At 67.5% G+C, this 24,843-nt stretch carries 27 protein-coding genes; 17 read left to right on the forward strand and 10 right to left on the reverse strand.

Translation table 11 applies throughout. The features are described 5' to 3' along the window. Position 1: 1 nt before the first annotated feature. From GLS40_RS11610 to GLS40_RS11645, 8 genes are read left to right on the forward strand one after another with little or no spacing between them, the layout of a single operon-like run. Complete coding sequence (locus GLS40_RS11610) at positions 2-775, forward strand: thiazole synthase (RefSeq protein ID WP_160382893.1); 774 nt, start codon at positions 2-4, stop codon at positions 773-775. Next, entirely contained in the window at positions 772-1,368 is a 597-nt protein-coding gene (locus GLS40_RS11615; RefSeq protein WP_160382894.1) for a thiamine phosphate synthase, read from the forward strand. The genes GLS40_RS11610 and GLS40_RS11615 overlap by 4 nt, the downstream gene beginning before the upstream one ends. Beyond that, positions 1,365-2,360: a HesA/MoeB/ThiF family protein gene (locus tag GLS40_RS11620; RefSeq protein WP_160382895.1), complete on the forward strand. Its 996-nt coding sequence runs from the start codon at positions 1,365-1,367 to the stop codon at positions 2,358-2,360. The genes GLS40_RS11615 and GLS40_RS11620 overlap by 4 nt, the downstream gene beginning before the upstream one ends. Further along, positions 2,357-3,292, forward strand: a complete 936-nt coding sequence (locus GLS40_RS11625) for an ABC transporter substrate-binding protein (protein ID WP_160382896.1) — start codon at positions 2,357-2,359, stop codon at positions 3,290-3,292. The genes GLS40_RS11620 and GLS40_RS11625 overlap by 4 nt, the downstream gene beginning before the upstream one ends. Continuing rightward, positions 3,289-3,960: a TenA family protein gene (locus GLS40_RS11630; protein ID WP_160382897.1), complete on the forward strand. Its 672-nt coding sequence runs from the start codon at positions 3,289-3,291 to the stop codon at positions 3,958-3,960. The genes GLS40_RS11625 and GLS40_RS11630 overlap by 4 nt, the downstream gene beginning before the upstream one ends. Continuing rightward, entirely contained in the window at positions 3,957-4,703 is a 747-nt protein-coding gene (locus GLS40_RS11635) for an ABC transporter ATP-binding protein (RefSeq protein WP_160382898.1), read from the forward strand. The genes GLS40_RS11630 and GLS40_RS11635 overlap by 4 nt, the downstream gene beginning before the upstream one ends. Continuing rightward, entirely contained in the window at positions 4,682-5,335 is a 654-nt protein-coding gene (locus tag GLS40_RS11640) for a TenA family protein (RefSeq protein WP_160382899.1), read from the forward strand. Before GLS40_RS11635 ends, GLS40_RS11640 begins: the two co-directional genes overlap by 22 nt. Then, positions 5,332-6,066, forward strand: coding sequence for an ABC transporter permease (locus GLS40_RS11645; RefSeq protein ID WP_160382900.1), 735 nt, complete (start codon positions 5,332-5,334; stop codon positions 6,064-6,066). The genes GLS40_RS11640 and GLS40_RS11645 overlap by 4 nt, the downstream gene beginning before the upstream one ends. Before the next feature lie 208 nt (positions 6,067-6,274). On the opposite strand, the gene GLS40_RS11650 is transcribed toward GLS40_RS11645, so the two are convergent. From GLS40_RS11650 to GLS40_RS11675, 6 genes are read right to left on the reverse strand one after another with little or no spacing between them, the layout of a single operon-like run. Continuing rightward, entirely contained in the window at positions 6,275-7,780 is a 1,506-nt protein-coding gene (locus GLS40_RS11650) for a tripartite tricarboxylate transporter permease (protein ID WP_160382901.1), read from the reverse strand. 4 nt (positions 7,781-7,784) lie between these two features. Beyond that, positions 7,785-8,267, reverse strand: coding sequence for a tripartite tricarboxylate transporter TctB family protein (locus GLS40_RS11655; RefSeq protein ID WP_160382902.1), 483 nt, complete (start codon positions 8,265-8,267; stop codon positions 7,785-7,787). 22 nt (positions 8,268-8,289) lie between these two features. Next, positions 8,290-8,790 carry a nuclear transport factor 2 family protein gene (locus tag GLS40_RS11660; RefSeq protein WP_160382903.1) on the reverse strand — a complete coding sequence of 167 codons (501 nt, stop codon included), beginning with the start codon at positions 8,788-8,790 and terminating at the stop codon, positions 8,290-8,292. 7 nt (positions 8,791-8,797) lie between these two features. After that, complete coding sequence (locus GLS40_RS11665; RefSeq protein WP_160382904.1) at positions 8,798-9,613, reverse strand: amidohydrolase family protein; 816 nt, start codon at positions 9,611-9,613, stop codon at positions 8,798-8,800. After that, positions 9,610-10,536 carry a DUF6282 family protein gene (locus GLS40_RS11670; protein WP_160382905.1) on the reverse strand — a complete coding sequence of 309 codons (927 nt, stop codon included), beginning with the start codon at positions 10,534-10,536 and terminating at the stop codon, positions 9,610-9,612. The genes GLS40_RS11665 and GLS40_RS11670 overlap by 4 nt, the downstream gene beginning before the upstream one ends. Further along, the gene (locus GLS40_RS11675) at positions 10,533-11,492 is read right to left on the reverse strand and encodes a Bug family tripartite tricarboxylate transporter substrate binding protein (RefSeq protein ID WP_160382906.1); all 960 of its coding nucleotides are present in this window, start codon (positions 11,490-11,492) and stop codon (positions 10,533-10,535) included. Before GLS40_RS11675 ends, GLS40_RS11670 begins: the two co-directional genes overlap by 4 nt. A gap of 290 nt (positions 11,493-11,782) precedes the next feature. Here GLS40_RS11675 and GLS40_RS11680 point away from each other — a divergent pair, with 290 nt between their 5' ends. From GLS40_RS11680 to GLS40_RS11715, 8 genes are all read left to right on the forward strand, one after another. Continuing rightward, the gene (locus GLS40_RS11680; RefSeq protein WP_160382907.1) at positions 11,783-12,697 is read left to right on the forward strand and encodes a DUF6282 family protein; all 915 of its coding nucleotides are present in this window, start codon (positions 11,783-11,785) and stop codon (positions 12,695-12,697) included. Continuing rightward, complete coding sequence (locus GLS40_RS11685) at positions 12,697-13,890, forward strand: MFS transporter (RefSeq protein WP_160382908.1); 1,194 nt, start codon at positions 12,697-12,699, stop codon at positions 13,888-13,890. The genes GLS40_RS11680 and GLS40_RS11685 overlap by 1 nt, the downstream gene beginning before the upstream one ends. A 131-nt stretch (positions 13,891-14,021) precedes the next feature. Further along, a complete protein-coding gene (locus GLS40_RS11690) occupies positions 14,022-14,933 on the forward strand; it encodes a helix-turn-helix domain-containing protein (RefSeq protein ID WP_160382909.1) in 912 nt (303 codons plus the stop codon). A gap of 11 nt (positions 14,934-14,944) precedes the next feature. Continuing rightward, the gene (locus GLS40_RS11695) at positions 14,945-15,835 is read left to right on the forward strand and encodes a BKACE family enzyme (protein ID WP_160382910.1); all 891 of its coding nucleotides are present in this window, start codon (positions 14,945-14,947) and stop codon (positions 15,833-15,835) included. Continuing rightward, on the forward strand, positions 15,832-16,272 hold the full coding sequence (locus GLS40_RS11700) for a PaaI family thioesterase (RefSeq protein WP_160382911.1): 441 nt from the start codon (positions 15,832-15,834) through the stop codon (positions 16,270-16,272). Before GLS40_RS11695 ends, GLS40_RS11700 begins: the two co-directional genes overlap by 4 nt. A 100-nt stretch (positions 16,273-16,372) precedes the next feature. Continuing rightward, positions 16,373-17,152: an HpcH/HpaI aldolase family protein gene (locus GLS40_RS11705; protein WP_160382912.1), complete on the forward strand. Its 780-nt coding sequence runs from the start codon at positions 16,373-16,375 to the stop codon at positions 17,150-17,152. Positions 17,153-17,162: 10 nt separating this feature from the next. After that, positions 17,163-18,068, forward strand: coding sequence for a cupin domain-containing protein (locus GLS40_RS11710; protein WP_160382913.1), 906 nt, complete (start codon positions 17,163-17,165; stop codon positions 18,066-18,068). A gap of 18 nt (positions 18,069-18,086) precedes the next feature. Beyond that, positions 18,087-18,989 (forward strand): DUF6282 family protein, encoded by a 903-nt coding sequence (locus GLS40_RS11715; RefSeq protein ID WP_160382914.1) that lies wholly within the window; start codon positions 18,087-18,089, stop codon positions 18,987-18,989. 93 nt (positions 18,990-19,082) lie between these two features. Here the strand turns inward: GLS40_RS11715 and GLS40_RS11720 are convergent, their stop codons facing one another. Genes GLS40_RS11720 through GLS40_RS11730 form a run of 3 tightly spaced genes read right to left on the reverse strand, consistent with a single transcriptional unit; the run spans position 19,083 to position 22,041 of the window. Then, positions 19,083-20,588, reverse strand: a complete 1,506-nt coding sequence (locus tag GLS40_RS11720) for a tripartite tricarboxylate transporter permease (RefSeq protein WP_160382915.1) — start codon at positions 20,586-20,588, stop codon at positions 19,083-19,085. Positions 20,589-20,606: 18 nt separating this feature from the next. Continuing rightward, positions 20,607-21,059, reverse strand: a complete 453-nt coding sequence (locus tag GLS40_RS11725; protein WP_160382916.1) for a tripartite tricarboxylate transporter TctB family protein — start codon at positions 21,057-21,059, stop codon at positions 20,607-20,609. 19 nt (positions 21,060-21,078) lie between these two features. After that, a complete protein-coding gene (locus GLS40_RS11730; RefSeq protein WP_160382917.1) occupies positions 21,079-22,041 on the reverse strand; it encodes a tripartite tricarboxylate transporter substrate binding protein in 963 nt (320 codons plus the stop codon). 236 nt (positions 22,042-22,277) lie between these two features. Between GLS40_RS11730 and GLS40_RS11735 the strand changes: the two genes are divergently transcribed. Continuing rightward, positions 22,278-23,282 carry an alpha/beta fold hydrolase gene (locus GLS40_RS11735; protein ID WP_160382918.1) on the forward strand — a complete coding sequence of 335 codons (1,005 nt, stop codon included), beginning with the start codon at positions 22,278-22,280 and terminating at the stop codon, positions 23,280-23,282. Between the two features lie 88 nt (positions 23,283-23,370). Here the strand turns inward: GLS40_RS11735 and GLS40_RS11740 are convergent, their stop codons facing one another. Next, positions 23,371-24,843, reverse strand: a complete 1,473-nt coding sequence (locus GLS40_RS11740) for an NAD-dependent succinate-semialdehyde dehydrogenase (RefSeq protein ID WP_160382919.1) — start codon at positions 24,841-24,843, stop codon at positions 23,371-23,373.

Consider the following 24,843-nt stretch of genomic DNA (forward strand, 5'->3'; position numbering starts at 1 on the left):
GATGCCGGTCTTTTATGGCACCGATATCGCCTCGCGCCTGATGCTGGGCACCGCGCAATACCCCTCTCCCGCCGTTCTGGCCGAGGCATTCCGCCGCTCCGGCGCGGGGATCGCCACGGTCTCGGTCCGGCGAGAGGCCGGGGGCGGCCAGCAGGGCCAGGACTTCTGGTCGCTGATCGACTCCCTCGGCGTGACGCTTCTGCCCAACACCGCCGGCTGCCATTCGGTGCGCGAGGCGGTGACGACGGCCCAGATGGCGCGCGAGCTGTTCGGCACGAACTGGATCAAGCTAGAGGTGATCGGCCATGCCGACACGCTGCAACCCGACCCCTTCGGCCTGGTCGAAGCCGCGCGCATCCTGACCGGCGAGGGGTTCCACGTCTTTCCCTATTGCACCGAGGATCTGGTGCTCTGCGACCGGCTGGTGACCGCGGGATGCCAGGTGCTGATGCCCTGGGGCGCGCCAATCGGCACCGGGCTGGGGTTGAACAACATCTACGGGCTGCGCTCGCTCAGGGCGCATTTTCCCGACGTGCCGCTGGTGATCGATGCGGGCCTCGGCCTGCCCAGCCAGGCGGCGCAGGCGATGGAGCTGGGCTTTGACGCCGTGCTGCTGAACACCGCCGTTGCAAGGGCGGGCGACCCGGCGGCCATGGCCGAGGCCTTTGCCGGGGCCGTCGCCGCGGGCGCATTGGCGCACGGAGCGGACCCGATGCCGCCGCGCGACATGGCCGCGCCCTCCACCCCTGTGCTGGGCAAGGCGTTCCTCGCATGACTCTGCCGCGTTTCTACCCGATCTTCGACGATGTGCGCTGGCTGCACCGGATGCTTCCGCTGGGCGTGAAGCTGGTGCAACTCCGCCTCAAGGACCTGCCCGGGGATGCGTTGCGCGCCCAGATCGCCGAGGGGCGCGACCTTTGCCGGGATCATGGCGCGCTCCTCGTGGTGAACGATCACTGGCGCCTGGCGATCGAGCTGGGCTGCGACTGGCTGCACCTGGGGCAGGAGGATCTGGACACGGCCGATCTGCACGCGATCCGCGCGGCCGGGCTGAAGCTGGGGGTCTCGACCCATGACGGTGCCGAACTGGCGCGCGCCCTGACGCTGAACCCGGATTACGTCGCACTTGGCCCGATCTATCCGACCGTCCTGAAACAGATGAAATGGCACCGGCAGGGGGTGGAGAAGCTGACCGACTGGAAGGCCCGGATCGGGGCCATCCCCCTGATCGCCATCGGCGGCATGACGGTAGAGCGCGCGCCGGGCGCCTTTGCCGCCGGGGCCGATGTGGTATCGGCCGTGACCGACATCACCCTGAACGCGGACCCCGAGGCCCGGGTGCGCCACTGGCTGGAGACCTGCGGATGAGCCGCTATGCCCGCCAGATCGCCGTGCCGGAATTCGGCCCCAAAGGGCAGGAGGCATTGCGCGCCGCGCGGGTGCTGGTGATCGGCGCGGGCGGGCTGGCCGCGCCGGTGCTGTCCTACCTTGTCGGGGCCGGCCTGGGCGCCATCCGGCTGGTGGATGCCGACCGCGTGTCGCTGTCCAATCTCCACCGGCAGACCCTGTTCCGCGAAAGCGATATCGGCACGCCCAAGGTCACCGCCGCCGCGCGCCACCTGGCCGCCCTCAACCCCGACACGCGGGTGGACCCCGTGGCGCAGCGGTTTGACCCGGCCAATGCGGCGGCGCTCTGCGCGGGGGTGCATCTCGTGCTGGACTGCGCCGACAGCTTTGCCGCCAGCTACATCGCCAGCGACACCTGCCGCGACCTGGGGCTGCCGCTGATCTCGGCCTCGGTGGTGGGGATGGCGGGCTATGCGGGCGGGTTCTGCGGCTCTGCGCCCTCGCTCAGAGCCGTTTTTCCCGACCTGCCCGCGCGATTGGGAAGCTGCGACACCGACGGCGTGCTGGGCCCGTCGGTGGGCGTGGTCGGCGCGCTGCAGGCGCAGATGGCGCTGGCGGTGCTGACCGGCGCCGACCCCTCGCCACTGGGCCGGATCGTGACCTATGACGCGGGCGCGCTGCGCTTTGGCGGCTTTCGCTTCGACGCCGCGCCAGAGCCGGAGGGCGGCGTCCGCTTCATCGCCCCCGCCGAGCTGACCGAGGCCGATTTCCTTGTCGACCTGCGCGCCGAGGGAGAGCCGGGGCCCGCCCTGCCCCGGGCCGCCCGGCACCAGGTCACCGATTTCGGGCCGCATGGCCCCCGCCCCGCCCCGGGCCAGCGGGCGGTGCTGGCCTGCCGCTCGGGCCTGCGGGCCTGGCAGGCGGCAGAGCGGCTGCGCCCGCATTGGCCGGGCCGGATCGCGCTTCTGGCGCTTGGCGATGTTCACTCACCCCCCGAGGAGACCACCACATGAAGAAACTGCTGCTGTCGGCCCTGCTGCTGGCCGCCCCGCCGGCCCTGGCGCAGGACAGGATGACGTTGATGCTGGACTGGTTCGTGAACCCCGATCACGGTCCGATCATCGTGGCGCAGGAAATGGGCTATTTTGCCGACCAGGGGCTTGAGGTCGACATCGTCGCCCCTGCCGACCCCTCCGACCCACCCAAGATGGTTGCCGCCGGACAGGCGGACCTGGCGATTTCCTATCAGCCGCAGCTGCATCTGCAGGTCGCCGAGGGGCTGCCGCTGGTCCGCGTGGGCACGCTGGTTGCCACGCCGCTCAACTGCCTGCTGGTGCTGGCGGACGGCCCCATCCGCCAGGTCGCGGATCTGGCAGGGGGCAAGGTCGGCTTTTCCGTCGCGGGCGTGCAAGAGGCGCTGTTGGGCACCGTGCTGAACACCCACGGCCTGACCCTGGACGATGTCGAACTGGTCAATGTGAACTGGTCGCTGTCGCCCTCGCTGATGTCGGGACAGGTGGATGCGGTCCTGGGCGCCTATCGCAATTTCGAGCTGAACCAGATGACGATCGAAGGGGTCGAGGGCAGATGTTTCTACATCGAGGAAGAGGGCGTGCCGACTTATGACGAGCTGATCTATGTCGCCAATCCCGACAGGATGGACCCCGCCCTGATCCGCCGCTTCCTGCGCGCCACGGAACTGGCCACGCAATACATCGTCAACCACCCGCAGGACAGCTGGGAGGTCTTTGCGGCCAGCGCGGCCGAGCTGCGGGACGAGCTGAACGAAATGGCCTGGGCCGACACCCTGCCCCGCTTTGCCCTGCGCCCCGAGGCGCTGGATCAGGGCCGCTATGCCCGGTTCGAGGCGTTTCTGGCCGAGGCAGGCCTTGTCGAGGGCATCCGCCCGGTGTCCGAACTCGCCATCGACCTGGGGGCGCAATGACCTATGGCAGGACATTCCCGCTCTGGCGGGCGGCGGCGGGCGCGGCCTGGCCCGCCTACACCGGCCATGCCTTCGTGCAGGGGCTGGCAGAGGGCACCCTGCCCCGCCCCGCCTTCCTGCATTACCTGGTGCAGGATTACCTGTTCCTCATCCAGTTCAGCAGGGCCTGGGCGCTTGGCGTGACCAAGGCCGCGACGGTTGCGGAAATGCGCCACTGCGCCGCCACCCTGACCGCGCTGATCAACGACGAAACCACCCTGCACGTCCAGCTCTGCGCGCGCGAAGGCATTGACGAGGCACAGCTGTTCGCCGCCGAGGAACGGCCCGAAAACATGGCCTACACGCGCTATGTGCTGGATGCGGGCCATTCGGGCGACTTCCTCGACCTGCTGGCGGCGCTGGCGCCCTGCGTTCTGGGCTATGGCGAGATCGGCGCGCGGCTGCTGGCCCGGGGCGGCGGCGGCCCCTATGGCAAATGGATCGCCACCTATGGCGGCGCGGAGTATCAGCAGGTGTGCCGGGATGTCGGCGCGCTGATCGACGGCGCCGTGGCGTTACGCTTGGGCGAAACGCCCGAGGCGACGCCGCGGTGGGGCGCGCTCTGCCGGCGCTTCGCCACGGCGACGCGGCTGGAGGTCGGATTCTGGGACATGGGCCTGACGCCGTGACGCCCGCCCCGTCGCTGCATCTGCACGGCAGCGCCGCCTTTGCCGGCACCCCGCTGTTCCACGCGCTGGCGCTGGAGGTGCCGGCGGGGCGCTGGACCTGCCTGCTGGGGCCGTCGGGCATCGGCAAGTCCACCATCCTGCGCCTGTTCGCCGGTCTGGCGGAGGGGGTGCGTTTCACCGGCCGGATGGGGGCCGATGACGGGGCGCCGCTGGCCGGGCGCGTTGCGCTGATGGCGCAGGACGATCTGCTGCTGCCCTGGCTGTCGGTTGCAGGCAACGTGACCCTCGGCGCGCGGTTGCGGGGCGAAACGCCCGACCCGGCGCGCCTGGCGCGCGTGCTGGCGCAGGTCGGGCTGGACACGCTGGCCGCGCGCCACCCCGCCGCGCTGTCCGGCGGCCAGCGCCAGCGCGCCGCCCTGGCCCGCACGCTGATGGAGGACCGCGCCGTCGTGCTGCTGGACGAACCGTTTTCGGCGCTCGACGCCCGCACCCGCGCCCGGATGCAGGAGCTGACCGCCGCCAGCCTTGCCGGGCGCACCGTGCTGCTGGTCACCCACGACCCGGGAGAGGCCGCACGCCTGGGCCACCGCATCCTGGTGATGACCGAGACCGGCCTGCACGACCTGCCCCCGCCGCCCGGCCCCGTGCCCCGCCCCGCGGGCGATCCCCAAACCCTGACCCTGCAGGCCCGCCTGCTCGACATCCTGAGGACGGACGACACATGCGCCCCACCGATTTGCTGAAATCCCGCGTGCAGGCGGACTGGACCGCCGCCACCGATCACGCTTTCACCCGGGCGCTGGCCGACGGCACCCTGCCCGCGGACAGGATGGCGGGCTACCTGCAGCAGGATTACCTGTTTGTGGACGGTTTCGTCCGGCTTCTCGCCTCGGCCATCGCGCAGGCGCCTGCCCTGGCCGACGCGGTGCCCGCAGCGCAGTTCCTGGCCCTGATCACCGGGGCGGAAAACACCTATTTCCTGCGCAGTTTCAAGGCGCTGGAGGTGCCCGCCGACGCACCCGCCTGCCCCGAGGCCCGCGCCTTTCAGGACCTGATGGCCGAAGCCCGCGCATCCGGACGGTACGAATGCATGCTGGCGGTGCTGCTGGTCGCGGAGTGGAGCTATCTCGACTGGGCCACGCCCTTCGCCGACCGCGCGGGGGCCCTGCCCTTCTGGCTGGGCGAGTGGATCACGCTGCACACCGGCGAAGGTTTCGCGGGGGTCGTCGCCTATCTGCGCGACCAGCTCGACCGGGCCTGGCCCGGGCTGTCGCCACGCGAACAGGCCCGCGTCGCGGAGCTGTTTCACCGCGCGGTACAGCTGGAACGCGCCTTCTTCGATGCCGCCTGGGCCGGGTTCCCCGTGGCGCGATGAGCGGCGCGCGCATGGCGCTGGTATCGGCCCTGCTGGGGCTGGCGCTCTGGCAGGGGGCGGTCTGGGTCACCGGCCTGCCGCGCTTCATCCTGCCCGGCCCGCTGCTGGTGGCCGAGACGATGTGGACCAGCCGCGCGCTGCTGGCCGAACATGCCGTGGTCACCCTCGCCGAAGTGCTGATCGGCCTTGTCCTTGGCACCGTTCTGGGGGCGCTGTCGGCCATCGGACTGGCGGCTTCGGGCCTTGCCCGGCAGATGCTGCGCCCCTTGCTGGTCTTCAGCCAGGCGATCCCGGTCTTTGCGCTGGCGCCGATCCTGACCCTGTGGTTCGGCTACGGGCTCGGCTCCAAGATCGTGATGGCGCTGATCATCATCTACTTTCCGGTCACATCGTCGTTTCTGGATGCGCTGCTGCGCCCCAATCGCGACTGGGTCGGGCTGGCCCGTGTGATGGGGGCCAGCCCGGCACGGATCATGTGGCACATCCGTATCCCGGCGGCCCTACCCGGGCTTGCCAGCGGCGTCCGCCTTGCCGCGGTCTATGCGCCGATCGGGGCGATCATCGGCGAATGGGTGGGCGCGTCACGGGGCCTGGGCTATCTGATGCTGCTGGCCAATGGCCGCGCCAAGACGGACCTGATGTTTGCCGCCCTGATCGTCCTGGCGGTCCTGACGGTGATCCTGCACGCGGTCGTGGGCCGCGCGGCCCGCAGGGTGCTGGAGCGGTATTGAAGACAGTCGGCGGTCCGGGGGATTCCCGGATCAGCACCTGGATCCGGCAACCCGGTCAGGACCGGAGATCGCGGTATCGGCGCCGTCCATTGAACGCCCGGTTGCAGGTCACCGGGGCGGGGTATCGGGGATCCACCCCAAGGGGTATTGCGGGGCGCAGGGGCCGCCTTGGCGGCACATGCAGTGGCGGCAGGCGATGCGGGGCCAGTCAATCCTCCTCGACGAAGACCTCGTTGCGGCTGCGGCGGACGCCCGGCAGCAGCACGATCACCAGCACGATGGCGGACAGTGCAAGCAGCGAGGCGCTGATCGGGCGTTCAAGGAACACCATCCAGTCGCCACCCGACAGGATCATCGACCGGCGCATGTACTCCTCGAGCATCGGCCCCAGAACGAAGCCCAGAAGCAGCGGCGCCGGCTCGCATTTGAGCTTGGTCAGCAGGTAGCCGAAGGCACCGAAGAAGGCCATGACGCCGAGGTCGAAGGGGTTGTTGCCGATGGAATAGACCCCGATGACCGAGAAGCCCAGGATCGCGGGAAAGAGGAAGTGGTTCTTGACCCTCAGCAGCCGCACCCAGAGCCCGACCAGCGGCAGGTTCAGCACCACGAGCATCAGGTTGCCGACCCACATCGAGGCGATCACGCCCCAGAACAGCTTGGGCTGTTCGCTCACCAGGTTGGGTCCCGGGGCGATGCCCTGCAGGATCAGGGCGCCGATCATCAGGGCCATGATCGGGTTCGACGGGATGCCGAGTGTCAGCATCGGGATGAAGGAGGTCTGCGCACCCGCGTTGTTGGCGGATTCCGGTCCGGCGACACCCGGCAGCGCGCCGTGGCCAAAGGTCTCGGGCTTGCGCGAAATCTTCTTCTCGATCGTGTAGCTGGCAAAGGACGACAGCATCGCCCCCCCGCCGGGCAGCACCCCGAGGACCGAGCCCAGAACCGTGCCGCGCAGGACCGGCCCGGTCGCCTCGCTCAGGTCCTTGCGGGTCGGCATCAGGGTGGTGATCCTCGCATGGTCCGGCACGCGGTCGGTCTCGTGCTCAAGCCCGCGCAGGATCTCGGAGATCGCGTAGAGCCCGGCGCCGAAACCGACGATGGGGATCCCGTCGGCCAGGTTCAGCGTCCCCATCGTGAAGCGGAGCGACCCGGTGTAGATATCGGTGCCGACGCAGCCCAGAAGCAGGCCGAAGACGATCATCGTCAGCCCCTTGAGGATCGAGCCATGCGCCAGCGCGATCGAGGCCACCAGCCCCACCACCATCAGCGCGAAGTAATCCGGCGGGCCGAAGCTGAGCGCCATCGAGGTCAGCGGCACCGCGAAGAGCGCGATGACCAGCGTGGCCACGGTGCCCGCCACGAAAGACCCGAGCGCGGCAACCGACAGCGCCACCCCGGCGCGGCCCTTGAGCGCCATCTGGTGGCCGTCGATGGCGGTCACCGCGGAAGAGGCCTCGCCCGGCAGATTGATCAGGATCGCGGTTGTGGAGCCGCCGTATTGCGCGCCGTAATAAATCCCCGCCAGCATGATCAGCGAGGCTTCGGGCGGAAAGCCGAAGGTCACCGGCAGCAGGATCGCGATGGTGCCCATCGGGCCGATCCCGGGCAACACGCCGATGGCGGTGCCGAGAAAGCAGCCGATGAAGCAGAAGAGGATGTTCGAGGGCTGAAGAACAGTCTCGAATCCGACGGAAAGATGCTGAATCAGGTCCATGATGTCACCCGGTGATCCAACTGCCCCAGAGCGGTATGGGCAGGTTGAGGAGGGAGTGGAAGACGACGACGCAGAAGGCCGTGAACCCCCCCGCAAGCAGGGCGGAGTTTCTCAGCCTGGCGAAACGGCTGGCGAAGGAAACCGTGAAGACGGTGATCAGCACCGACGGCAGCAGCCCGAGCGTGCGGATCGACAGCGCAAAGATGACCGGCCCCGACAGCACCAGCACCAGCACGCGGAGCGACACCACGGTCAGCGGCTCTTCGTCCGGTTCGGGCGGGACGAAACCGACGCCGAGCGAGAGCATCGTCAGCATCAGCGACAGCATCAGCGGGAAGAAGCCCGGGCCCATGTCCGCGGGCGTGCCGATGTTCATCGAGGTCCAGGCATGAATGCCGAAACCCAGGCTGATCGCGACGAAGATCAGGGCGAAGATATGGTTGCGGTGGATGGCGATGCGTCGCGAGAGATCGGGTGACACTGTCATGGCCTCCGGTTTGCGTGATGGGTCAGGAGGCCGCGCCATCGGAACGGGCGGCCCGGGCGCGGTCCAGTTCGGCCGCGGGCATGATCGTGGTGGGGGTATCGCCCTTGAACAGGCCCCGCACCCAGCGGGTACGGATGAGCCAGCGGCCCGCGTGCCGCTCGTGCTCTTCCTCGACCTGCGAGATGGCGTTTGGCCCGGTCACCGGCAGGATACCCTCGCCGTCACGGCCCCAGATCGTCATCACGTAGCGGACCCTGGCCGCGCTGTCCGACACCGGGTCGACCGCGAGATTGTCGATGATGTGGCGCACCGTCCGCGCGCCCCGGCTGATGCGCCAGGAATAGAAGGCCCCGATCTCGTCGCGCCCTTGCAGCCGCATGTCCGAGGTATGCGAGGCGAAGATGCCGCCTTCGGTGAAATAGGCCGGTGCCTCGGCGCCCCAGTTGGTATCGACCTCGTTCCAGTAGTCGAGGACTCGCTCGGCGATCTCGCTTTTCACAAGCAGGCGTTCGGTGGTGTTCATGGCGTCCTCAGGCGAAATAGAGTTGCAGCGGGTTCTGCCCGCCGATGCGCCGGCGCATCGCGGGATCGGGCACCCACTCGGCGAAATCCGAGACAGCCTGCGCATAGGTCATCCGGTTCTCGTGATTGGCAAAGGGCCAGTCGGTGGCAAAGACCAGCCGCTCGCCCCCGGTCGCGCGGATCAGCGCCCCGGCGTAATCCTTGGCCGCCGATGGCGGGATGAGCCGGTACCCGGCCGAAAGCTTGACCCAGGCCCTGCCCCGGTCGAGCGCCTCCAGCGTCGCGCGAAAGGCCGGGTCGTCCAGGCCGTTCTCGGCCTTGGGCAGACCGAAATGGTCGATCACAGGGGTTGCGCCGGCCTCTTCGATGGCGGCGATCATGCCGGGCATCCTTTCGGGTCGCTCGATGAAATGCACGTGCCAGCCCAGGTCGGCGCAGCGCCGCAGCAGCATCCGGTAGTCCGGCGAGGTGATGTCGGGTGGCGTGTCCAGCATGCGCCAGACCAGGCGGATCCCGACAAAGCCGTCCGCGGCCATCCGCTCCATCTGATAGCGGTCGATGCGCGGGTCGACCACGGCGGTTGCCCTCAGCCTCCGGTGCTGGCGCAGGGCATCGCGGACGTGGTCGTTGTATTCGCCATGCAGCGAGGCGGCCGCGACCACACCGAACATGATCCCGTTCTCGTCCAGGGTCCGGATCAGCCGGTCGACCCCGGCATCCTCGGGCGGGCGGTGCCAGGCATTGGCGGCCAGCGGCAGAGAGGGGTCGTAGATGTGGAAATGCGCGTCGACCAGCGGCGGTTCGAAATCATCGGGCAGCATCATGCGGGTTCCTTGCAGTCGGCACGTTGCGACAAGCCGAGAAGAGTGGCGGGGACATTGGTCACGCCGTTGCGGATGGCGTCGGGGGACAGCCCGGCCTCGCCCCAGAACCGCAGCGCGGCGGCATAGCGGGGCAGAAGCCCCCTGCCCTCTGCCCGGGCGCCAAGCCCGAGGATCAGCGAACCTGCCGCATTCCCCGACAGCTCTGCCAGAAGCTCGGGCGTCATCGCGGCGGCGTCGGGCGGCAGGGCGATCCGGGCGCCCAGGGCGACCAGTTCGGCGATGTCCTGGGGCTTGGCGGCGTTGCGGCGCATCGGGTCGCTCACCACCATGCGGCGCAGCCCCATTTCGGCGGCGGCCCGAAAGAGCGGCAGTATCTCGGCCACGTGCAGGTAGCCGCCGTCGAGCACGCCGTCCCTTTCGGCCACCACCTCGATCACCTCGCGCGCTTCGGGCAGGACACGGCCCAGCCGGTCGATGGCGCGGAGCGCCTTCACCGGGTGCCCCTTTGCCGCACCGCGCCCGGGCCAGCGCAGGGCGCGCAGGTGGTTTTCGGCCGAAGTTGTCGGCATCACCACCACGCGGCCATGCAGCATCAGGCAATGTTCGGCGGCATGCAGGTTCAGCCCGCCCGAGACACCGTTCAGCGTGACGCTGCCAAAGACCGCCTGCCCCTCGACTGCAAGGCGCGTCTCGCTCAGCAGCGCCGCAAAGGGTTCGGTGCCATAGCCGTCATCGCGGAAAACCAGCCCCGCCAATCCCAGGGCCGCCGCCTCCTCCGCCGCCTCCCGATGAGTTGGCAGCCCGCCCGCCCCGGTCGGCGCGCAGCGGCAGTCGAGGTCGACCGCGCCGCGCAGAAGGGCCCGGGCCTCGTCCCCGACCTGCCCTGCGGCAGGCCGGGTGCCGATGCCGGATCCGGCGCTCATTCGTTCGAGATCCCGTATTTCTTGATGATCGGACGCCACTGCGCCTCTTCATCCGCGACGATCTTCTTGAACTCCTCGGGCGTGGTCGGCGCGGCGGTCTGGCCGATACGGGCAAAGGTCGCGATGGTCTCGGGGTCGGTCAGATACTCGGTCATCGCCTTGTTCAGCCGCTCGATGATCTGGGGCGGCGTGCCCTTGGGCGCCATGATCCCGCCCCAGGGCGCGGCGGTCAGATCGATGCCGACCTCCTTGAAGGTCTTCACATCCGGCAGGATCTTCGAGCGTTGTGCCGAGACAACGGCGATCGCCTTGATGCTGCCCGCCTCCAGGTGCTTGATGTAGGATTCCCCAAGGTAGTCGACCGAAAGGTCGATGCTCCCCGAAAGCATGTCGGTGACAATTGGCGGGCTGCCCTTGTAGGGCACCAGCCGCATCGGAACGCCGGCCTCTTCCGAGATCGCCAGCTCGATCATGTGCCCGTAAGAGCCGATGCCGTTGTTCCCGGCCGAAACCTCGCCCGGATGCGCCTTGAGATAGGCGATCAGCTCTTCCGGCGTGTCGGCCGGAAAATCCAGCCGCGCGGCGACCACCATGTCGCCATAGGACATCTGGCTGATGTAGTCGAAATCCTCCAAGGGGGTGTAGGGCAGCGACTTGTAGGTGTTGGTGTAATTCGCCGCCGGCCCCGGATACGAGGTGACAAGCGTATAGCCGTCCGGCCGCTGCCGCGCGGCATAGCCGGTGCCCATGGCCCCGCCCGCACCGGGGCGGTTCTCGATGATGACGGTCTGGCCCAGGCGTTCCTCAAGCGCCGCGCCGACCAGCCGTGCGAGGTAGTCGGACCCGGCCGCAAACGGATGGATCAGGGTGATCGGCTTGTCGTCGGGCCATTCGGCCATGGCCGCACCGGCAGTGACGACAAGGGCGGTGGACACCGCGGTAATCAGTCTCTTCATCTGTCTTCCTCCCTCGGTGCCCGACAATGGCACCCTTGCCGGCATCCTGCCACAGGCCTGGCCGGGCACCTGCCCCGCACACCGTCTTTTTCGCTGGGCGGAACAGTCCCGCATGGCGGGGGGCGGCATGTATCCTGGTCCCGCCCCTGCCCGGTTCATTGGCGAAGAGGCGGTCGACGCCGTCCCGGAACAGGGATTTCAACCGGCGAAATTCGCGGCCCGACAGCAAGAAACGCGCGACCGCGCGCCGCAAGCTCGGGCCTGTCGGAACAGAATCAAAGGGCCAAGACATGCTGCACCCGGGCAAAGACGTGAGCGCCGAAGAGATCGATCGCCTGCTGCGCGGCGCGGTGGACCTGCATTGCCATTCCGGCCCCTCGGTGATGAAACGCAAGCTCGACCACCTTCAGCAGATCGAAGAGGCCGAGGCCGCGGGGATGCGCGCGATCCTGTTCAAGGACCATTTCCACGCGGTCGGTCCGGTGCTCGACCTGATCCGCCACCACCGCCCGCCCTCGGAACTGGCGCTGCTCTCGGGCGTGCCGCTGAACAACGCCCTTGGCGGGCTGAACCCCGAAACGGTGGCGCACGGGCTGGAGCAGGGCGCCCGTCTGGTCTGGATGCCGACGCTGTCTTCCTCGAACCACATGCATACGGCGCATCGCTACGACCTCGCCGGAAAGCTGGGGATGCACCAGCCCGAGGAGCTGTCGATCCTCACCTCCAGGGGACAGATCCGCGACGAGGTGAAGGAGATCCTCGACCTGATCGCCAGGCACGACGCGGTGCTGAGCGGCGGCCATCTGCACATCAGCGAGATGTATCCGCTCTTTGACGAGGCCATTGCCCGGGGCGTCACCCGCCGCCTCGTCGCGCACCCTACCTTCTGGATCGAAGCGAACCTCGACGATCTGAGAGAGCTTGGCCGGATGGGTGTCTATATGGAACATTGCGCCTGCATGCTGGTCGAATGCGCCAGCCGGATGTTCTACGCCGAGGACCTGCGCGCCTATGCCGATGCCGGTGGGGTCGACTACACGATCCTCGGCTCGGATCTCGGCCAGCCCAACAATCCGAACCCGGTCGCGGGCTTTCGCGCGGTGATCGAACTCTGCTTCGAGGCCGGGTTCACCAGCGAGGAGGCGCGCGCCATGACCGGCGGCAATGCCGCGCGGCTCATGGGTCTTGACCCGCTGCCCGCCTGATGGACATCGCTATCGTCTCAGCCTTCCGGGATCGCATCTACCGGACCGTGGCCATCGGCAACGCGGTCTCGATGGTGGGGATCTGGATGCAGAAGATCGCCGTCGGCTGGCTGGCCTGGGATCTCAGCCATTCGACCTTCTGGCTGGGGCTGGTGACGGCGGCGGACCTGGTTCCTGCGGTCTTCCTCAGCTCGATCTGCGGGGTACTGGCCGATCGCTACGACAAGGTGCTGCTGATGCGCGGCGCACAGGCGGCGGCGGCGCTGCAGTCCTTTCTGCTGGCGGGTTTGCTGATCGCGGGGCAGATGAACGTGCAGCTTCTCTTTGTGCTGACCCTCGCGCTTGGGGTGGCCAACAGCCTGGACCATCCGGCGCGGCTGTCGCTGCTGCGGGACATCGTGCCGGTCCAGTACCTGCCGGCGGCGATCACCTTCAACTCGTTCAGCTTCAACATCGCCCGCTTTGTCGGTCCGATGATCGCCGGGCTGACGATGAGCTTTGCGGGCATCACCGTCTGCTTCGTGCTGACCGGCGCCGCCATCGGCTATTTCTTTCTGGCCCTTCTGACCCTGCCGGTAAGGAAACGCCCGGCCCGGGGCCTGCCGCCCGGCGTCTTCGGAGGGCTTGGCGAATCCTTCCGCTATATCGCCCGTCACCGCAGCCTGCGTGAAACCATGGTGGTCATGGGCGTCTTCGGCATGGGCGTGAACGGGATCAACCAGATGCTCCCCGCGCTGGCCGACCGGTACTTCGGGCGCGGGGTCGACGGGTTCATCCAGCTGACCGTGGCTGCGGGGCTCGGGGCGGTCACGGCGGGGCTGGTGCTCCTCCTGCTGCCGGGGGGACGGGCTCGGCTGATGGGGATGCGGGCCTGCCTCTTCCTCGCTGCCGCCGCGATGGTGGCCATCGCCTTCGCGCCGCATTACGCATTTGGCGTTCTGGCCGTGTTTGCGATGTGTTTCGCCTCGACCCAGGCGGGAATCGAGGGGCAGAGCACCCTGAACCGCGAATGCGATCCGGCGATCCTGGGCCGGGTGATGGGCAGCTACAGCGCGCTGATCCGCGGCGCCCCCGCCGCCGGGGGATTCCTGCTGGGCTATGGCGCCAGCTACCTGCCGTTCTGGCCGCTGCTGCTGGCCTGCGCGCTGATGACTGCCGCCTGCGGCCTCTGGCTCAGGGGGCCGGGACGATGACGCGCACCACCGTTTCACCTGTTGAAACGCCATCAAACTGTTACTCTCGGCCCCGTCGACCTCTCTATTGTGGGAGAGGCTGGCGACAGTCCCATCCTCTGGGATGTCGCCGCTCGGTGGGAGGACCGAAAATGACCATACAAGAATCCCTGACACAGGAGCACTCGAAAGCCCTGTCCGCAGGCGCCCCGCAGCGGTGCCGTGCCAATTCCATACGAGGCACGACGGAAGTGACCAAGTCATCCTATGCCCCCGTCGAAGCCGTGCGCCGCGCGCTTCTCCTGCTGCGCAAGCTCAACGAGCTGCGGATCGCCTCGGTCGGCGACCTCCACCGCGAGACGGGCATCACAAAGCCGACCATCGTGCGGATGCTCGAAACCCTGATCTGCGAAGGCTATGTCGCACGCGACAATTTCCTGGGCGGCTACCGGGTGACCAGCCGGGTCGAGGAACTCTCGCTCGGCTTCGACAGCACGCCGATGATGATCGAGGCGGCACGCCCCGCCACCATCGAGCTGACCCGCCGGATCAAATGGCCCGTCAGCATCGCCACCCCGTCGGACGGGGCGCTGCTGGTGAATTTCACCACCAATTCCATCAGCCCGTGGTCGTTCCCCTTTTCGGTGCTGCATTCGCGGCTTCAGATGCTGATCACCGCCCTGGGGCGCTGCTACTTCGCCTTTTGCGGCGAGGACGAGCGCAGCGAGATGATCCGCCAGCACCGGCACAAGTGGTCGCGCGACGGCACCTCGCTGGACGTGGCCCGGGCGCTCTCTTCCATCGGGCAGATCCGCGAAAAGGGCTATGCCATGCCTGACCCGAGCTGGCAGTCGCGCCGGTTCCAGTTCATCGCCGTTCCGATCATGGACGGCGACCGCTGCCTGGCGGCCATGGGCACCGGCTTCTACCGCCGCGCGGTCCCGGCCTCCCTGATCGAAGAGACCCTCTTTGCGCCGATGCAGAAGACTGCGGCGAAGATCTCGCATGAGATCGCGCTGATACGTACCCGCCTCAAGGAAGGCGACCAATCCTTGTTGGGATGAAAGGACTCAGGATGAAACGGAAGGTCATTCTCACCTGTGCGGTGACCGGCGGCGGTGCCTACGGGCCGAACAGCCGCTACGTACCAAAAAGCCCCGAGGAGATCGCCGCCTCGGCGCTCGGGGCGGCCGAGGCCGGGGCCTCGATCGTCCACCTCCATGTGCGCGACCCCGAGACAGGCGCGCCCTCGACGGAATTCGCCTATTACGAAGAGACGGTGCGCCGGATCCGCGACAGCGGGTCGGACATCATCGTCAACCTCACCACGGGGATGGGCGCGCGGGTGGAACCCTCGCTGACCGATGACGATATCCCGCAACTGCCGATGACCCCGGCGGCCCGGACCCGGCACGTAGAGGTGCTGCGGCCCGAGATCTGCACGCTCGACGTCGCCACGATGAACGGCGCGGCCCATGCCATCGTGAACTCCCCCGCGCATCTGCGCGAGCAGGCGCGGATGATCCGGGCGGCGGGCGTGAAACCCGAGCTCGAAGTCTTCGACCTTGGCCATATCGACGTCGCCAAACGGCTGCTGGCCGAAGGGGTGCTGCCCAAACCGCCGCTGTTCCAGCTGTGCCTGGGCGTGGCGGGCGGGGCGCCTGCCACGGTCGAGAGCATGCTGATGATGCGCTCGCTCCTGCCCGATGGGGCTCTCTGGTCCGCTTTCGGGATCTCGCGCCAGCAGATGCCGATGCTTGCCCTTGCGGTGACGCTTGGCGGGCATTGCCGGGTCGGGCTGGAGGACAACCTCTATGCCGAATACGGCGTGCTGGCCGAAACCAACGCCCAGCTGGTCACCCAGGCGATCACCATCATCCGTGCGCTCGGGGCCGAACCGGCCACCCCCGACGAGGCGCGCGAGATGCTCTCGCTCTCCCAGGCTGCGAGTTCCGACGCGGCATGACGACCCCCAACCTTGCGACCGAGGGCTGGCGGCTCCGCGATAGCCGCCAGTTTCCCAACACCATCGGCACGCTGTGGGAGCGCGATATCGACGGCCTCCCCAGCCTCGGCATGATCTGCGAGCCGGGGCATGACAATGGCAACGGGGCGATGCATGGCGGCATCGTCGCGACGCTCTGCGACATCGGGCTTGGCTGCGTCGTCGGCCAGTTCCGCAATCCCGATCCGCACGCCCCCCGGGTCCAGAGTGCGACGATCCAGCTCAACATCAGCTTCGCCGGCGCGATCTTTCAGGGCCAGCTTGTCGAAAGCCGCGGACGGATCGGCCGCGCAACCCGTTCGCTCACCTTCGCGAGCGGCGAACTGGTGGTGGGCGAAGAGGTCGTGGCCACCATGCAGGGCGTCTTCAAGGTTGTGCCGATCCGCGCGCCGGCCTGACCGCCGGGGTATTTCAGCCCGCGAAATGGCAGGCCGCGCACGCTTCGCATCCGCCGCGTTCCGGCCTTTGATCCGGACAAAGGCAGCGAGGAGAGCCGACATGAAGAGCTTTGCCGAACGGTTCCGCGGAGGCGATTTGCTTCTGGGGACCTTCATCAAGACACCCACGAGCCATGCAAGCGAGATCCTGGGCGATGCCGGGCTCGACTTCGTCGTGGTGGATCAGGAACACGCGCCGATCGGGCGCGGCGCCATCGACCAGATCATGCTGGGCTGCCGGGCGGCGGGCATTGCCGGGCTGGTCCGGGTGCCCTCTCCCCAGCCCAGCGACATCCTGTCGGTGCTCGACTGCGGCGCGACCGGGGTCCTTGTGCCCCATGTCGCCAGCGTGGAACGGGCCCGCGCCATGGCCGAGGCCGCGCGCTATCGGGGCGGGCACCGGGGGTTTTCGAACTCGCCCCGCGCGGGGCGCTACGGCGTGACGGGCATGCACGACCACATCGCCCAGCAGGACCGCGACATCGTCACGCTCGCGATGATCGAGGACCCGGAAGCGCTGGACGTCATCGACGATATCCTCGCGGTCGACGGGCTCGACGGCATCTTCATCGGGCGCGGCGACCTGACCGTCTCGATGAAGGCCAAATCGGCGCAGGAGCCCGAGGTGCAGGCGGCGGTCGCCAAGATCCTCGCCGCCGCGGCCCGGGCCGGGAAACCGGCCTGCGTCATGGTTGGCGGCGTCGCGGATGCGACCGGCTTTCGCGAGGCGGGCGCCAGCGCCTTCATCGTGTCGTCCGACCAGGGGCTGATGCGCCTTGGCGCGCAGCGGCTGCGCAAGGATTTCGCCCCCCTCACCGAAGCCCGGACACCGGCAGAATAGGAGACAGACCATGTATGCCAAGGGAGATCCCCGCGCGACGCTGAACACCGCCGCCGCGCCCGCCTCTGCCGCCACGTCCTACAAGGGCGCAAGCTATGCCCGGTTCTACGCCGAGGCGCCGCAGCACGAGGAGGCCAGCGGCCGGACCTGGTACGCCCGCGGCCAGAACCTCGTCATCGCCTATTCCGAGGCCGAGGCGGGCATGGTGCTGGAGGCCGAGACCGTCGACGAATACGCGGTTCTCGTCCCCTTTGCGGGCACCAGCGCGACGATCGAGGCGGCAGGCGGCAGCGAGACACTCAATGGTCCCGCCATCGCCTTTGTCCCCGCCGGGCCCAGCCGGATCGAGGTCACCTCGGGCGGCGTGGTCGTGCGCATGATCACCACGCTGAACGAGGCCGTTGTGGCGCTCTGCTCGAACGCTTCGGCATATGACACACCCGATCCCAATGTCGCGCCGTTCCAGCCCTGGCCGGCGCCCGAGGGGCCGCCCCGGATCCGGGCCTATGACGCCGATGTCCCGGATGAACCGGGCCGCTTTGGCCGGCTCTTCCGGGGGCAGAACGTGATGATCAACTTCTTCAAGGATTCGCCGCCGCGCGACACCTCGCGGATGTCGCCCCATCATCATGACGATTTCGAGCAGTATTCGCTCTGCCTCAAGGGATCGTACATCCACTACCTGCGCTGGCCCTGGACAACCGACCTGTCCGCCTGGCGCGAGGACGATGCAGAGGAATGCAAGGCGCCCTCGGTCGCCGTCATTACACCGCCCGCGATCCACACCTCGCGCAGCATGGATCCGGGGGGCAACCTTCTGGTCGACATCTTCGGCCCGCCGCGCGCGGACTTCTCGGCCAAACCCGGCTGGGTGCTGAACGCGGCGGATTACCCCATGCCGGACACGGCGGACTGACCACAGGAAAGGACACCCATGAACATCCAGGACACCCCCGGCCGCGCCGATGCGGTCGCCGAGCTGCTGGTCGGCGCCGTCGATCTGCACTGCCATTCCGGCCCTGCGGCCTTCCCCCGCCGGATCGACCACCGCGACGCGATGAAGGACGCCGAGGCGGCGGGATTCGAGGCGCTGGTCTACAAGGATCACTTCTACCCCGGCATGGCCCATGCCACGCTCCTCCAGACCCTTTATCCCGACGAAAAGGTGAAGGTCTATTCCGGGGTTGCGCTGAACAACGCCAATGGAGGCATCAACCCCTTCGCGGTCGACCACGCGGTCAAGCTGAATGGCAAGATCGTCTGGATGCCGACCTTTTCGGCCAAGAACCACATCGACAAGAGCCAGACCGAGACCAAGAACTACCCCAAGTCCGACAAGCCGATGCTCGAACAGATCCCTCTGACCGTGCTCGACGAGAACGACAGGCTGACCGAGGCGACGCAACAGGTGCTCGACGTGATCGCGGCGGGGGACATCATCCTGGCGGGCGGCCATCTGAACGTCCGCGAGTTGAAGATCCTCTTTGCCGAGGCCAAAAAGCGCGGCGTCAAGAAGATGCTGGTGAACCACCCGACCTATGTCATCGGTTGCGAAGACGACGACATGGTCGAGCTGGCGAAGATGGGCGTCTTCATGGAGCATTCGGTCTGCATGCTCATCGACTGCCGTGCCCGCCGGCACGAACCCGACGACCTGGCGCGGCTGATCAACCTGGTGGGCGTGGACAGCACCATCATGGGCTCTGACCTGGGGCTGATGAACATGCCCCTGCCGATCGAGGGTTTCCGCGAGATCGTCTCGATCCTGCTCGACCTGCAATTCTCCGAAGCGGATATCCGCAAGCTGATCGGCGGCAATGCGGGCAGCCTGATCTGACATCCGGCCACGGGCTCCGCCCGGCGGAGCGAAAAAGAAAGAGGCGGCGGGAGTCATCCCGCCGCCTCTTTGCCTGTCCGCTTGCGCGGGGCGTCAGGCCGGGGCCACCTCGCCCTTCTTCTTGGTCGGGGTGAGGTAGACCACCAGCACCGCGGACAGCACAAGCAGCGCGATGGCGATCGGGTGGCGCAGGATGATCCACCAGTCGCCATCCGCGATCCGCACCGCCTGGACGATGGCGCTTTCAAGCTGCGGGGTCAGGATGAAGGCGACGATGAAGGCCACGAAGGGATAGCCGAACGAGATCATCGCAAAGCCGACCGCCGCCGAGGCGACCATGAAGAGCACCCCGGCCGAGGACCCGGTGATCAGATACATGCCCGTCGAGCAGACGATCAGCGCCGAGGGATAGACCACCGTCGCCGGCGCGCTGATCACCTTGGCCCAGAGCCGCATGCAGAACTGCCCGACCATAAGGTTGGCAAGGTTCGCCAGAAGCATCGCCCCGAACAGCCCGTAGACCAGCCGGCCCTGCTGCTCGAACAGCAGTGGCCCGGGCTGCACGCCGTGGATCACGAAGGCCCCGACCAGCAGCGCCGCGCCGATGTTGCCCGGGATGCCCAGCGTCAGCAGAGGGATCAGGTTGGCGCCGACCACCGCGCTGTTCGCGGTTTCCGAGGCGGCGATCCCGCGCGGATCGCCGGTGCCGAATTTCTCGGGGTCCTTGGCGGTCTGCTTGGTGACGGAATAGGACAGCATCCCCGCGGTCGAGGAACCAAGCCCCGGGATCGCCCCGATCACCGTGCCGATCACGAAGGCGCGGAAAGCGACGTAGCGGTTGGCCAGCAGCTCCTTCATCGTGACCCGCTGGTTCTCGGCGGGCAGGACGATGAGCGTCGAATCCCCCGCGTGGCCCCGGGTCATCTTGGAAATCTCGCGGATGATGACGGAAACCGCCAGCATGCCCAGGGCCAGCGGACCGAGCGGGATGCCGTCGTAAAGCTCGAATGAGCCGAAGGTGAAGCGCGGCGTCCCATAGCCCGGGTCCAGCCCGACGCTGCCCATCAACAGGCCAAAGCCGACCGCGATGAAGCCCTTGATCATCGACGCGCCCACAAGGCCCGAGATGACGGTGAAGGCCAGCACCATCAGCGCGCAGATTTCGATGGGCCCCATCTTCAGCGCGACGGTGGCGAGGGGGGCGGCCACCAGGATCAGCACGATGTCCGACGAAACATCGCCGAAGATCGAATAGTACAGCGAATATTTCATCGCCTTGCCGGCCTGGCCCTTCTTGGCCATCGGGTGGCCGTCAAAGGTCGTCGCCGCCGCCTCGGCCGAGCCGGGCGTGTTGAGCAGGATGGCCGAGACCGCGCCCCCCACGGTCCCCCCTTTCGAGATCGAGATCAGGAACGCCACCGCCGTCAGCGTATCCAGTGCCAGCGTGAAGGGGATCACGATGGCCAGCGCCATCACGGTCCCCAGTCCGGGAATGGCCGCGATCACCTGCCCAAGGGTTACCCCGAGCACGATGTAGAAGAAGTTCGTCAGGGTAAATGCGTCGGCCAGGCCGCCGACGACGGTTGCCATATCAGGCATTCCGAAAGTCCTTTCCGCTCATGGCAATGGGCGTTCAAGCAGTATTTCGAAGATGAACCAGAGCGAGACCGGCACGGCGATCACGGCGACGAGCAGCCAGAGCGGCCGGCGTTCATAGACCACCAGCATCAGCGTGCCGGTCATCGCCATCGCCCCGATCACGAAACCGAAATGCTCCATGAGCCAGACCATGCCGACCAGCATGGCCGAGACGAGCGCATAGCGCCCCAGCACCCGTTTCCCGGGCAATTCGCTGGTGGTCCGTGTCAGCACCACCTGGGCCAGGCCAAAGATCAGCAGGATCCAGGCGCCGAGCCGGGGAAAGAGCTGCGGGCTGGGGCTCTCGTAGCCGTGGACCTCGATATGGGCGTCTATCCCGTAGGCGAGAAGCCACAACCCACCAAGCGCGACCAATGTGCCGCTTATCCTGTCGAGCGTGATGACCCCGCCCGCAACAGTTGCATCGCTCATGCTGACCTCCACCCCGGCATCATTTCTCGGTATTGTAGTAGTCCTTGAACTTGGCGAATTCGCGCTCAAGCAAGGCGGTGGTCTCCTTGGCGCCGAGGTTCAGCGCCTGTTGGTCGTAGGTCGCCTGGACCTTGGCGAATTCCTCGGAATTCACGGCCTCGTCCAGCACCTGTTCCAGGCAGGTCTGCACCGCGGGCTCCAGCCCGTCCGGCGCCGCGACAAGCACGTAGCTGACCGCGCCGATGAAGTCGTAGCCAAGGTCCTTGCTTGACGGCGCATCCGGCGCAAAAGGCGCGGGGCGGTCGCCCATCGTGAAGATCTGGATCATCTTGCCGGACTTCAGATGCTGCACATGCCCGCTGCCCAGAAGCGCCGCGTCGACATGGCCGCCAAGAATCTGCTGCAGCGATTCCGCCGTGCCCTTGTTCGGGACCAGGATGATGCGCACGCCTTCGCGCTCGGAAATCTCGTCAAAGAAGATGTTCGCATCCGATGTCGCCGTCGAGATGGTCATCGACCCGTTCTTCTTGGCGTAGGCGATCATTTCCTCGTAATTGTCGAAGGGCTTGTCGGTCAGCGTCGTCACCGAAACCGGCGTCAGCTGCGCGGTGCCGAGATAGGTGAAATCCCCGATCGAGTAGGGGCTGTCCGGGTTACGGTTCGGAACCTTCGAGACCGCCCCGGTCGAGGTGATCCCGACGGTCAGCCCGTCCGGCGGGGATGCCGCAAGCTGCGTCATCATCACGCTCGACCCCGCGCCGGGCTTGTTGGCCACCGAAATGGTCCAGCCTTCCTTTTCCTCGATGATCGAGGCGAGGGTGCGCGAGATCAGGTCGGTCCCGCCGCCCGCGCCATATCCGACCCAGAAATTGACCGTCTTGCCGGGAAAGCCTTCGGGGCAGTCGGCCGCCGATACCGCGCTGCCGGCAAGGATCGCCGCCGCCGCGCAGGCCATGCGGAACTTGCTACGTTGATGTGTCATGTTCTTCCTCCTCCGCCGTTTCACTATGTGCCACGCAGGCTGCGCGACCAATGATCGGGCCATGTTCGCACGAGCTTGAAGGTCATCGTCTGTTCCTCTGGACCAGTTTCTCAGACTGAAACGCGGCCGATTGCGGGTTGCCGCCTGTGCGGCGCCAAGGTCTGCTCGCCATCGGCCCGCGCGGCGCGAGTGTGGCGCGCGGGCCGCATCACGGATACCAGGGGAGAAGAGCCGTCATGGCCGAAGATGTTACGCGACGCGATTTTCACGTGAAGTCAGTAGACGGCTATGCCATCGCCCTGCGCGAGGTCCGACCGAACGACCGGACACGCGAAGCGGGCAAGCCGCCGCTGATCATGCTGCACGGCACCCGCATTCCGGGCCTCAGCGAATTCGACCTCGACGTGCCGAACGGCTCCTTCGCGGCCACGATGGCCGAACTGGGCTTTCCCTGCTACATCCTCGACGCCCGCGGTTTCGGGCGGTCGCAGCGGCCGGCGGAAATGGACAAACCGCCCGTTCCGGGCAAGCGGTCCCTGGTGCGCACGATCGAGATCACCCGCGACATCGACGCCGCCGTGGACTGGATCCGCGCCGAATTCGGCATCGAGGCGGTTTCGATGATGGGCTGGGGCGTCGGCGGCACCTGCTGCATCATGTACGCCGCGCTCTGGCCCGAAAAGACCAGCCACATCGTGCTATACGACACGATCTATGGCGGTGGCGGGACCTATAACATGGGCCGCGGGTCGAAATGGGAGGACCCGGACCGCCCGGGCCGGTTCAACAAGCCGGTTTTCGGGAACTACCAGGTCAATACGCTGGACCTGCTGGAGGCGCATTGGGACAAGCAGATCCCGATCGAGGACAAGAACGCCTGGCGCGACCCGGAGATGCTCAAGGCCTTCTCCCAGGCGCTGCTCGACGGCGATCCGGCCTCCTCCAGCTATGACCCGCCCGCGTATCGCAGCCCGAACGGCATGCTGGAGGACCTGTTCTACATGGTGCTGCGCCACAAGCTGGTCCATGCCTGCCAGGTCTATTGCCGGGTCATGATCATCAATCCCGAGCTCGACACCCTGTGTCAGGACAGCGACATGGAAGAGCTGATCGCGGATCTGGTGAATGCCGAAGAGGTGGTCCACTACCGGCCGCCGAACACCACGCATTACGTGATGCTCGACCGGCCCGAACGCGGCCGAACCGCCATGACCGAAGCCATGGTCGCGTTCCTGACCTGAACCCGGGATACGGCACCTGGCCGGACTGCTCGACCAAGCGCAGCACCCCGGTCAGGTCAGCACCGTTGCGACAGACCCGGTCGGGCCGTCACAGCCCGCCGAAATGAAAGGCCTTGGTTTCGAGGTATTCCTCGATCCCCTCCTGCGCGCCCTCGCGGCCCAGGCCCGAGGCCTTGACCCCGCCAAACGGGGCTTCGGCATGGCTGACCATCCCGGTGTTGAGCCCCACCAGCCCGGCCTCCAGCGCCTCGCCAAAGCGAAAGGCGCGGGCCATGTCGGTGGTGTAGAAATAGGCGGCCAGACCAAAGGGGGTGCCGTTGGCGATCTCCAGCGCCTCCGCCTCGGTCTCGAACCGGAAGATCGGGGCGACGGGGCCAAAGGTCTCTTCGCTGGCCAACAGCATCTCGGGCGTCGCGCCGGTCAGCACCATCGGGTCGGCGAACCGGTCGGGCAGATCACGGCGCGCGGTGGCGCGGGTGGCCCCCTTGGCCAGCGCATCCGCGACATGGGCCGCGATCTTGGCGATGGCGGCGGCGTTGATCATCGGGCCGATCATCGCGCCCTCTTCGGTGCCCGGGGCGACCTTCAGCGCGTCGACCCGTGCGGCCAGCGCCGCGACGAACCGGTCATGGATGCCCGATTGCACCAGGATGCGGTTGGCGCAGACGCAGGTCTGCCCGCCGTTGCGGAACTTGCTGGCCATCGCGCCCTCGACCGCCGCATCCAGATCGGCGTCGTCAAAGACGATGAAGGGCGCGTTGCCGCCCAATTCCAGCGACATCTTCTTGAGCGTCGGCGCGCATTGCGCGGCCAGCAGCGCCCCCACCCGGGTCGAACCGGTGAAGCTGAGCTTGCGCACCACCGGGGAGGCAGTGAGTGTCGCGCCGATCTCTTCCGGGCGCCCCGTCAGCACGTTGAGCACGCCCTGCGGAATCCCCGCACGTTCGGCCAGCACGCAGAGCGCCAGCGCGGAATAGGGGGTGAAATCCGAGGGCTTGATGACCATGGTGCAGCCCGCCGCCAGGCCGGGGGCGACCTTGCGGGTGATCATCGCATTGGGGAAATTCCACGGCGTGATGATCGCGCAGACGCCGACGGGCTCCTTCATGGCGAATATCCTCTTGCCGGGCGTCGGGCTGGGGATGATCTTGCCGTTGATCCGGCGCGCTTCCTCGGCGAACCAGCGCACGAAGGAGGCGCCGTACAGGATCTCGCCCCGCGCCTCGGCCAGCGGTTTGCCCTGCTCGGCGGTGAGGATCAGCGCCAGATCGTCGGCATGGTCGAGCATCAGCTGATACCAGGCCATCAGCAGGTCGGCGCGCTCGGCATGGGTTCTGCTCTTCCACGCCGTCATGGCCGCTTCGGCGGCGGCAATGGCGCGGGTGGTTTCGGCGGCGGTGCAGTCGGGCATATGGCCCAGCACGGTACCGGTGGCGGGGTTGCCGACCGCCATGTCATCGCGGGCGATCCACTGCCCGCCGATCAGCGCGGCCTCGCGGAACAGATCCGGGTCGGCAAGGCTTTCACGGATGTCGGCGGCGAAGGAGTGGTGCAGGGTCAT

Source organism: Pseudooceanicola pacificus (assembly GCF_009789075.1).
GTDB lineage: Bacteria > Pseudomonadota > Alphaproteobacteria > Rhodobacterales > Rhodobacteraceae > Pseudooceanicola > Pseudooceanicola pacificus.

Bases quoted from the DNA above. Each gene is read 5' to 3' on its own strand.
- GLS40_RS11680 (WP_160382907.1), top strand. From the start codon at position 11,783: ATGCTGCACCCGGGCAAAGACGTGAGCGCCGAAGAGATCGATCGCCTG.
- GLS40_RS11740 (WP_160382919.1), bottom strand. From the start codon at position 24,843: ATGACCCTGCACCACTCCTTCGCCGCCGACATCCGTGAAAGCCTTGCC.
- GLS40_RS11675 (WP_160382906.1), bottom strand. From the start codon at position 11,492: ATGAAGAGACTGATTACCGCGGTGTCCACCGCCCTTGTCGTCACTGCC.
- GLS40_RS11700 (WP_160382911.1), top strand. From the start codon at position 15,832: ATGACGACCCCCAACCTTGCGACCGAGGGCTGGCGGCTCCGCGATAGC.
- GLS40_RS11685 (WP_160382908.1), top strand. From the start codon at position 12,697: ATGGACATCGCTATCGTCTCAGCCTTCCGGGATCGCATCTACCGGACC.
- GLS40_RS11650 (WP_160382901.1), bottom strand. From the start codon at position 7,780: ATGGACCTGATTCAGCATCTTTCCGTCGGATTCGAGACTGTTCTTCAG.
- GLS40_RS11615 (WP_160382894.1), top strand. From the start codon at position 772: ATGACTCTGCCGCGTTTCTACCCGATCTTCGACGATGTGCGCTGGCTG.
- GLS40_RS11690 (WP_160382909.1), top strand. From the start codon at position 14,022: ATGACCATACAAGAATCCCTGACACAGGAGCACTCGAAAGCCCTGTCC.
- GLS40_RS11725 (WP_160382916.1), bottom strand. From the start codon at position 21,059: ATGAGCGATGCAACTGTTGCGGGCGGGGTCATCACGCTCGACAGGATA.
- GLS40_RS11625 (WP_160382896.1), top strand. From the start codon at position 2,357: ATGAAGAAACTGCTGCTGTCGGCCCTGCTGCTGGCCGCCCCGCCGGCC.
- GLS40_RS11665 (WP_160382904.1), bottom strand. From the start codon at position 9,613: ATGATGCTGCCCGATGATTTCGAACCGCCGCTGGTCGACGCGCATTTC.
- GLS40_RS11730 (WP_160382917.1), bottom strand. From the start codon at position 22,041: ATGACACATCAACGTAGCAAGTTCCGCATGGCCTGCGCGGCGGCGGCG.
- GLS40_RS11735 (WP_160382918.1), top strand. From the start codon at position 22,278: ATGGCCGAAGATGTTACGCGACGCGATTTTCACGTGAAGTCAGTAGAC.
- GLS40_RS11645 (WP_160382900.1), top strand. From the start codon at position 5,332: ATGAGCGGCGCGCGCATGGCGCTGGTATCGGCCCTGCTGGGGCTGGCG.
- GLS40_RS11695 (WP_160382910.1), top strand. From the start codon at position 14,945: ATGAAACGGAAGGTCATTCTCACCTGTGCGGTGACCGGCGGCGGTGCC.
- GLS40_RS11640 (WP_160382899.1), top strand. From the start codon at position 4,682: ATGCGCCCCACCGATTTGCTGAAATCCCGCGTGCAGGCGGACTGGACC.
- GLS40_RS11610 (WP_160382893.1), top strand. From the start codon at position 2: ATGCCGGTCTTTTATGGCACCGATATCGCCTCGCGCCTGATGCTGGGC.
- GLS40_RS11655 (WP_160382902.1), bottom strand. From the start codon at position 8,267: ATGACAGTGTCACCCGATCTCTCGCGACGCATCGCCATCCACCGCAAC.
- GLS40_RS11660 (WP_160382903.1), bottom strand. From the start codon at position 8,790: ATGAACACCACCGAACGCCTGCTTGTGAAAAGCGAGATCGCCGAGCGA.
- GLS40_RS11715 (WP_160382914.1), top strand. From the start codon at position 18,087: ATGAACATCCAGGACACCCCCGGCCGCGCCGATGCGGTCGCCGAGCTG.
- GLS40_RS11630 (WP_160382897.1), top strand. From the start codon at position 3,289: ATGACCTATGGCAGGACATTCCCGCTCTGGCGGGCGGCGGCGGGCGCG.
- GLS40_RS11720 (WP_160382915.1), bottom strand. From the start codon at position 20,588: ATGCCTGATATGGCAACCGTCGTCGGCGGCCTGGCCGACGCATTTACC.
- GLS40_RS11710 (WP_160382913.1), top strand. From the start codon at position 17,163: ATGTATGCCAAGGGAGATCCCCGCGCGACGCTGAACACCGCCGCCGCG.
- GLS40_RS11620 (WP_160382895.1), top strand. From the start codon at position 1,365: ATGAGCCGCTATGCCCGCCAGATCGCCGTGCCGGAATTCGGCCCCAAA.
- GLS40_RS11705 (WP_160382912.1), top strand. From the start codon at position 16,373: ATGAAGAGCTTTGCCGAACGGTTCCGCGGAGGCGATTTGCTTCTGGGG.
- GLS40_RS11670 (WP_160382905.1), bottom strand. From the start codon at position 10,536: ATGAGCGCCGGATCCGGCATCGGCACCCGGCCTGCCGCAGGGCAGGTC.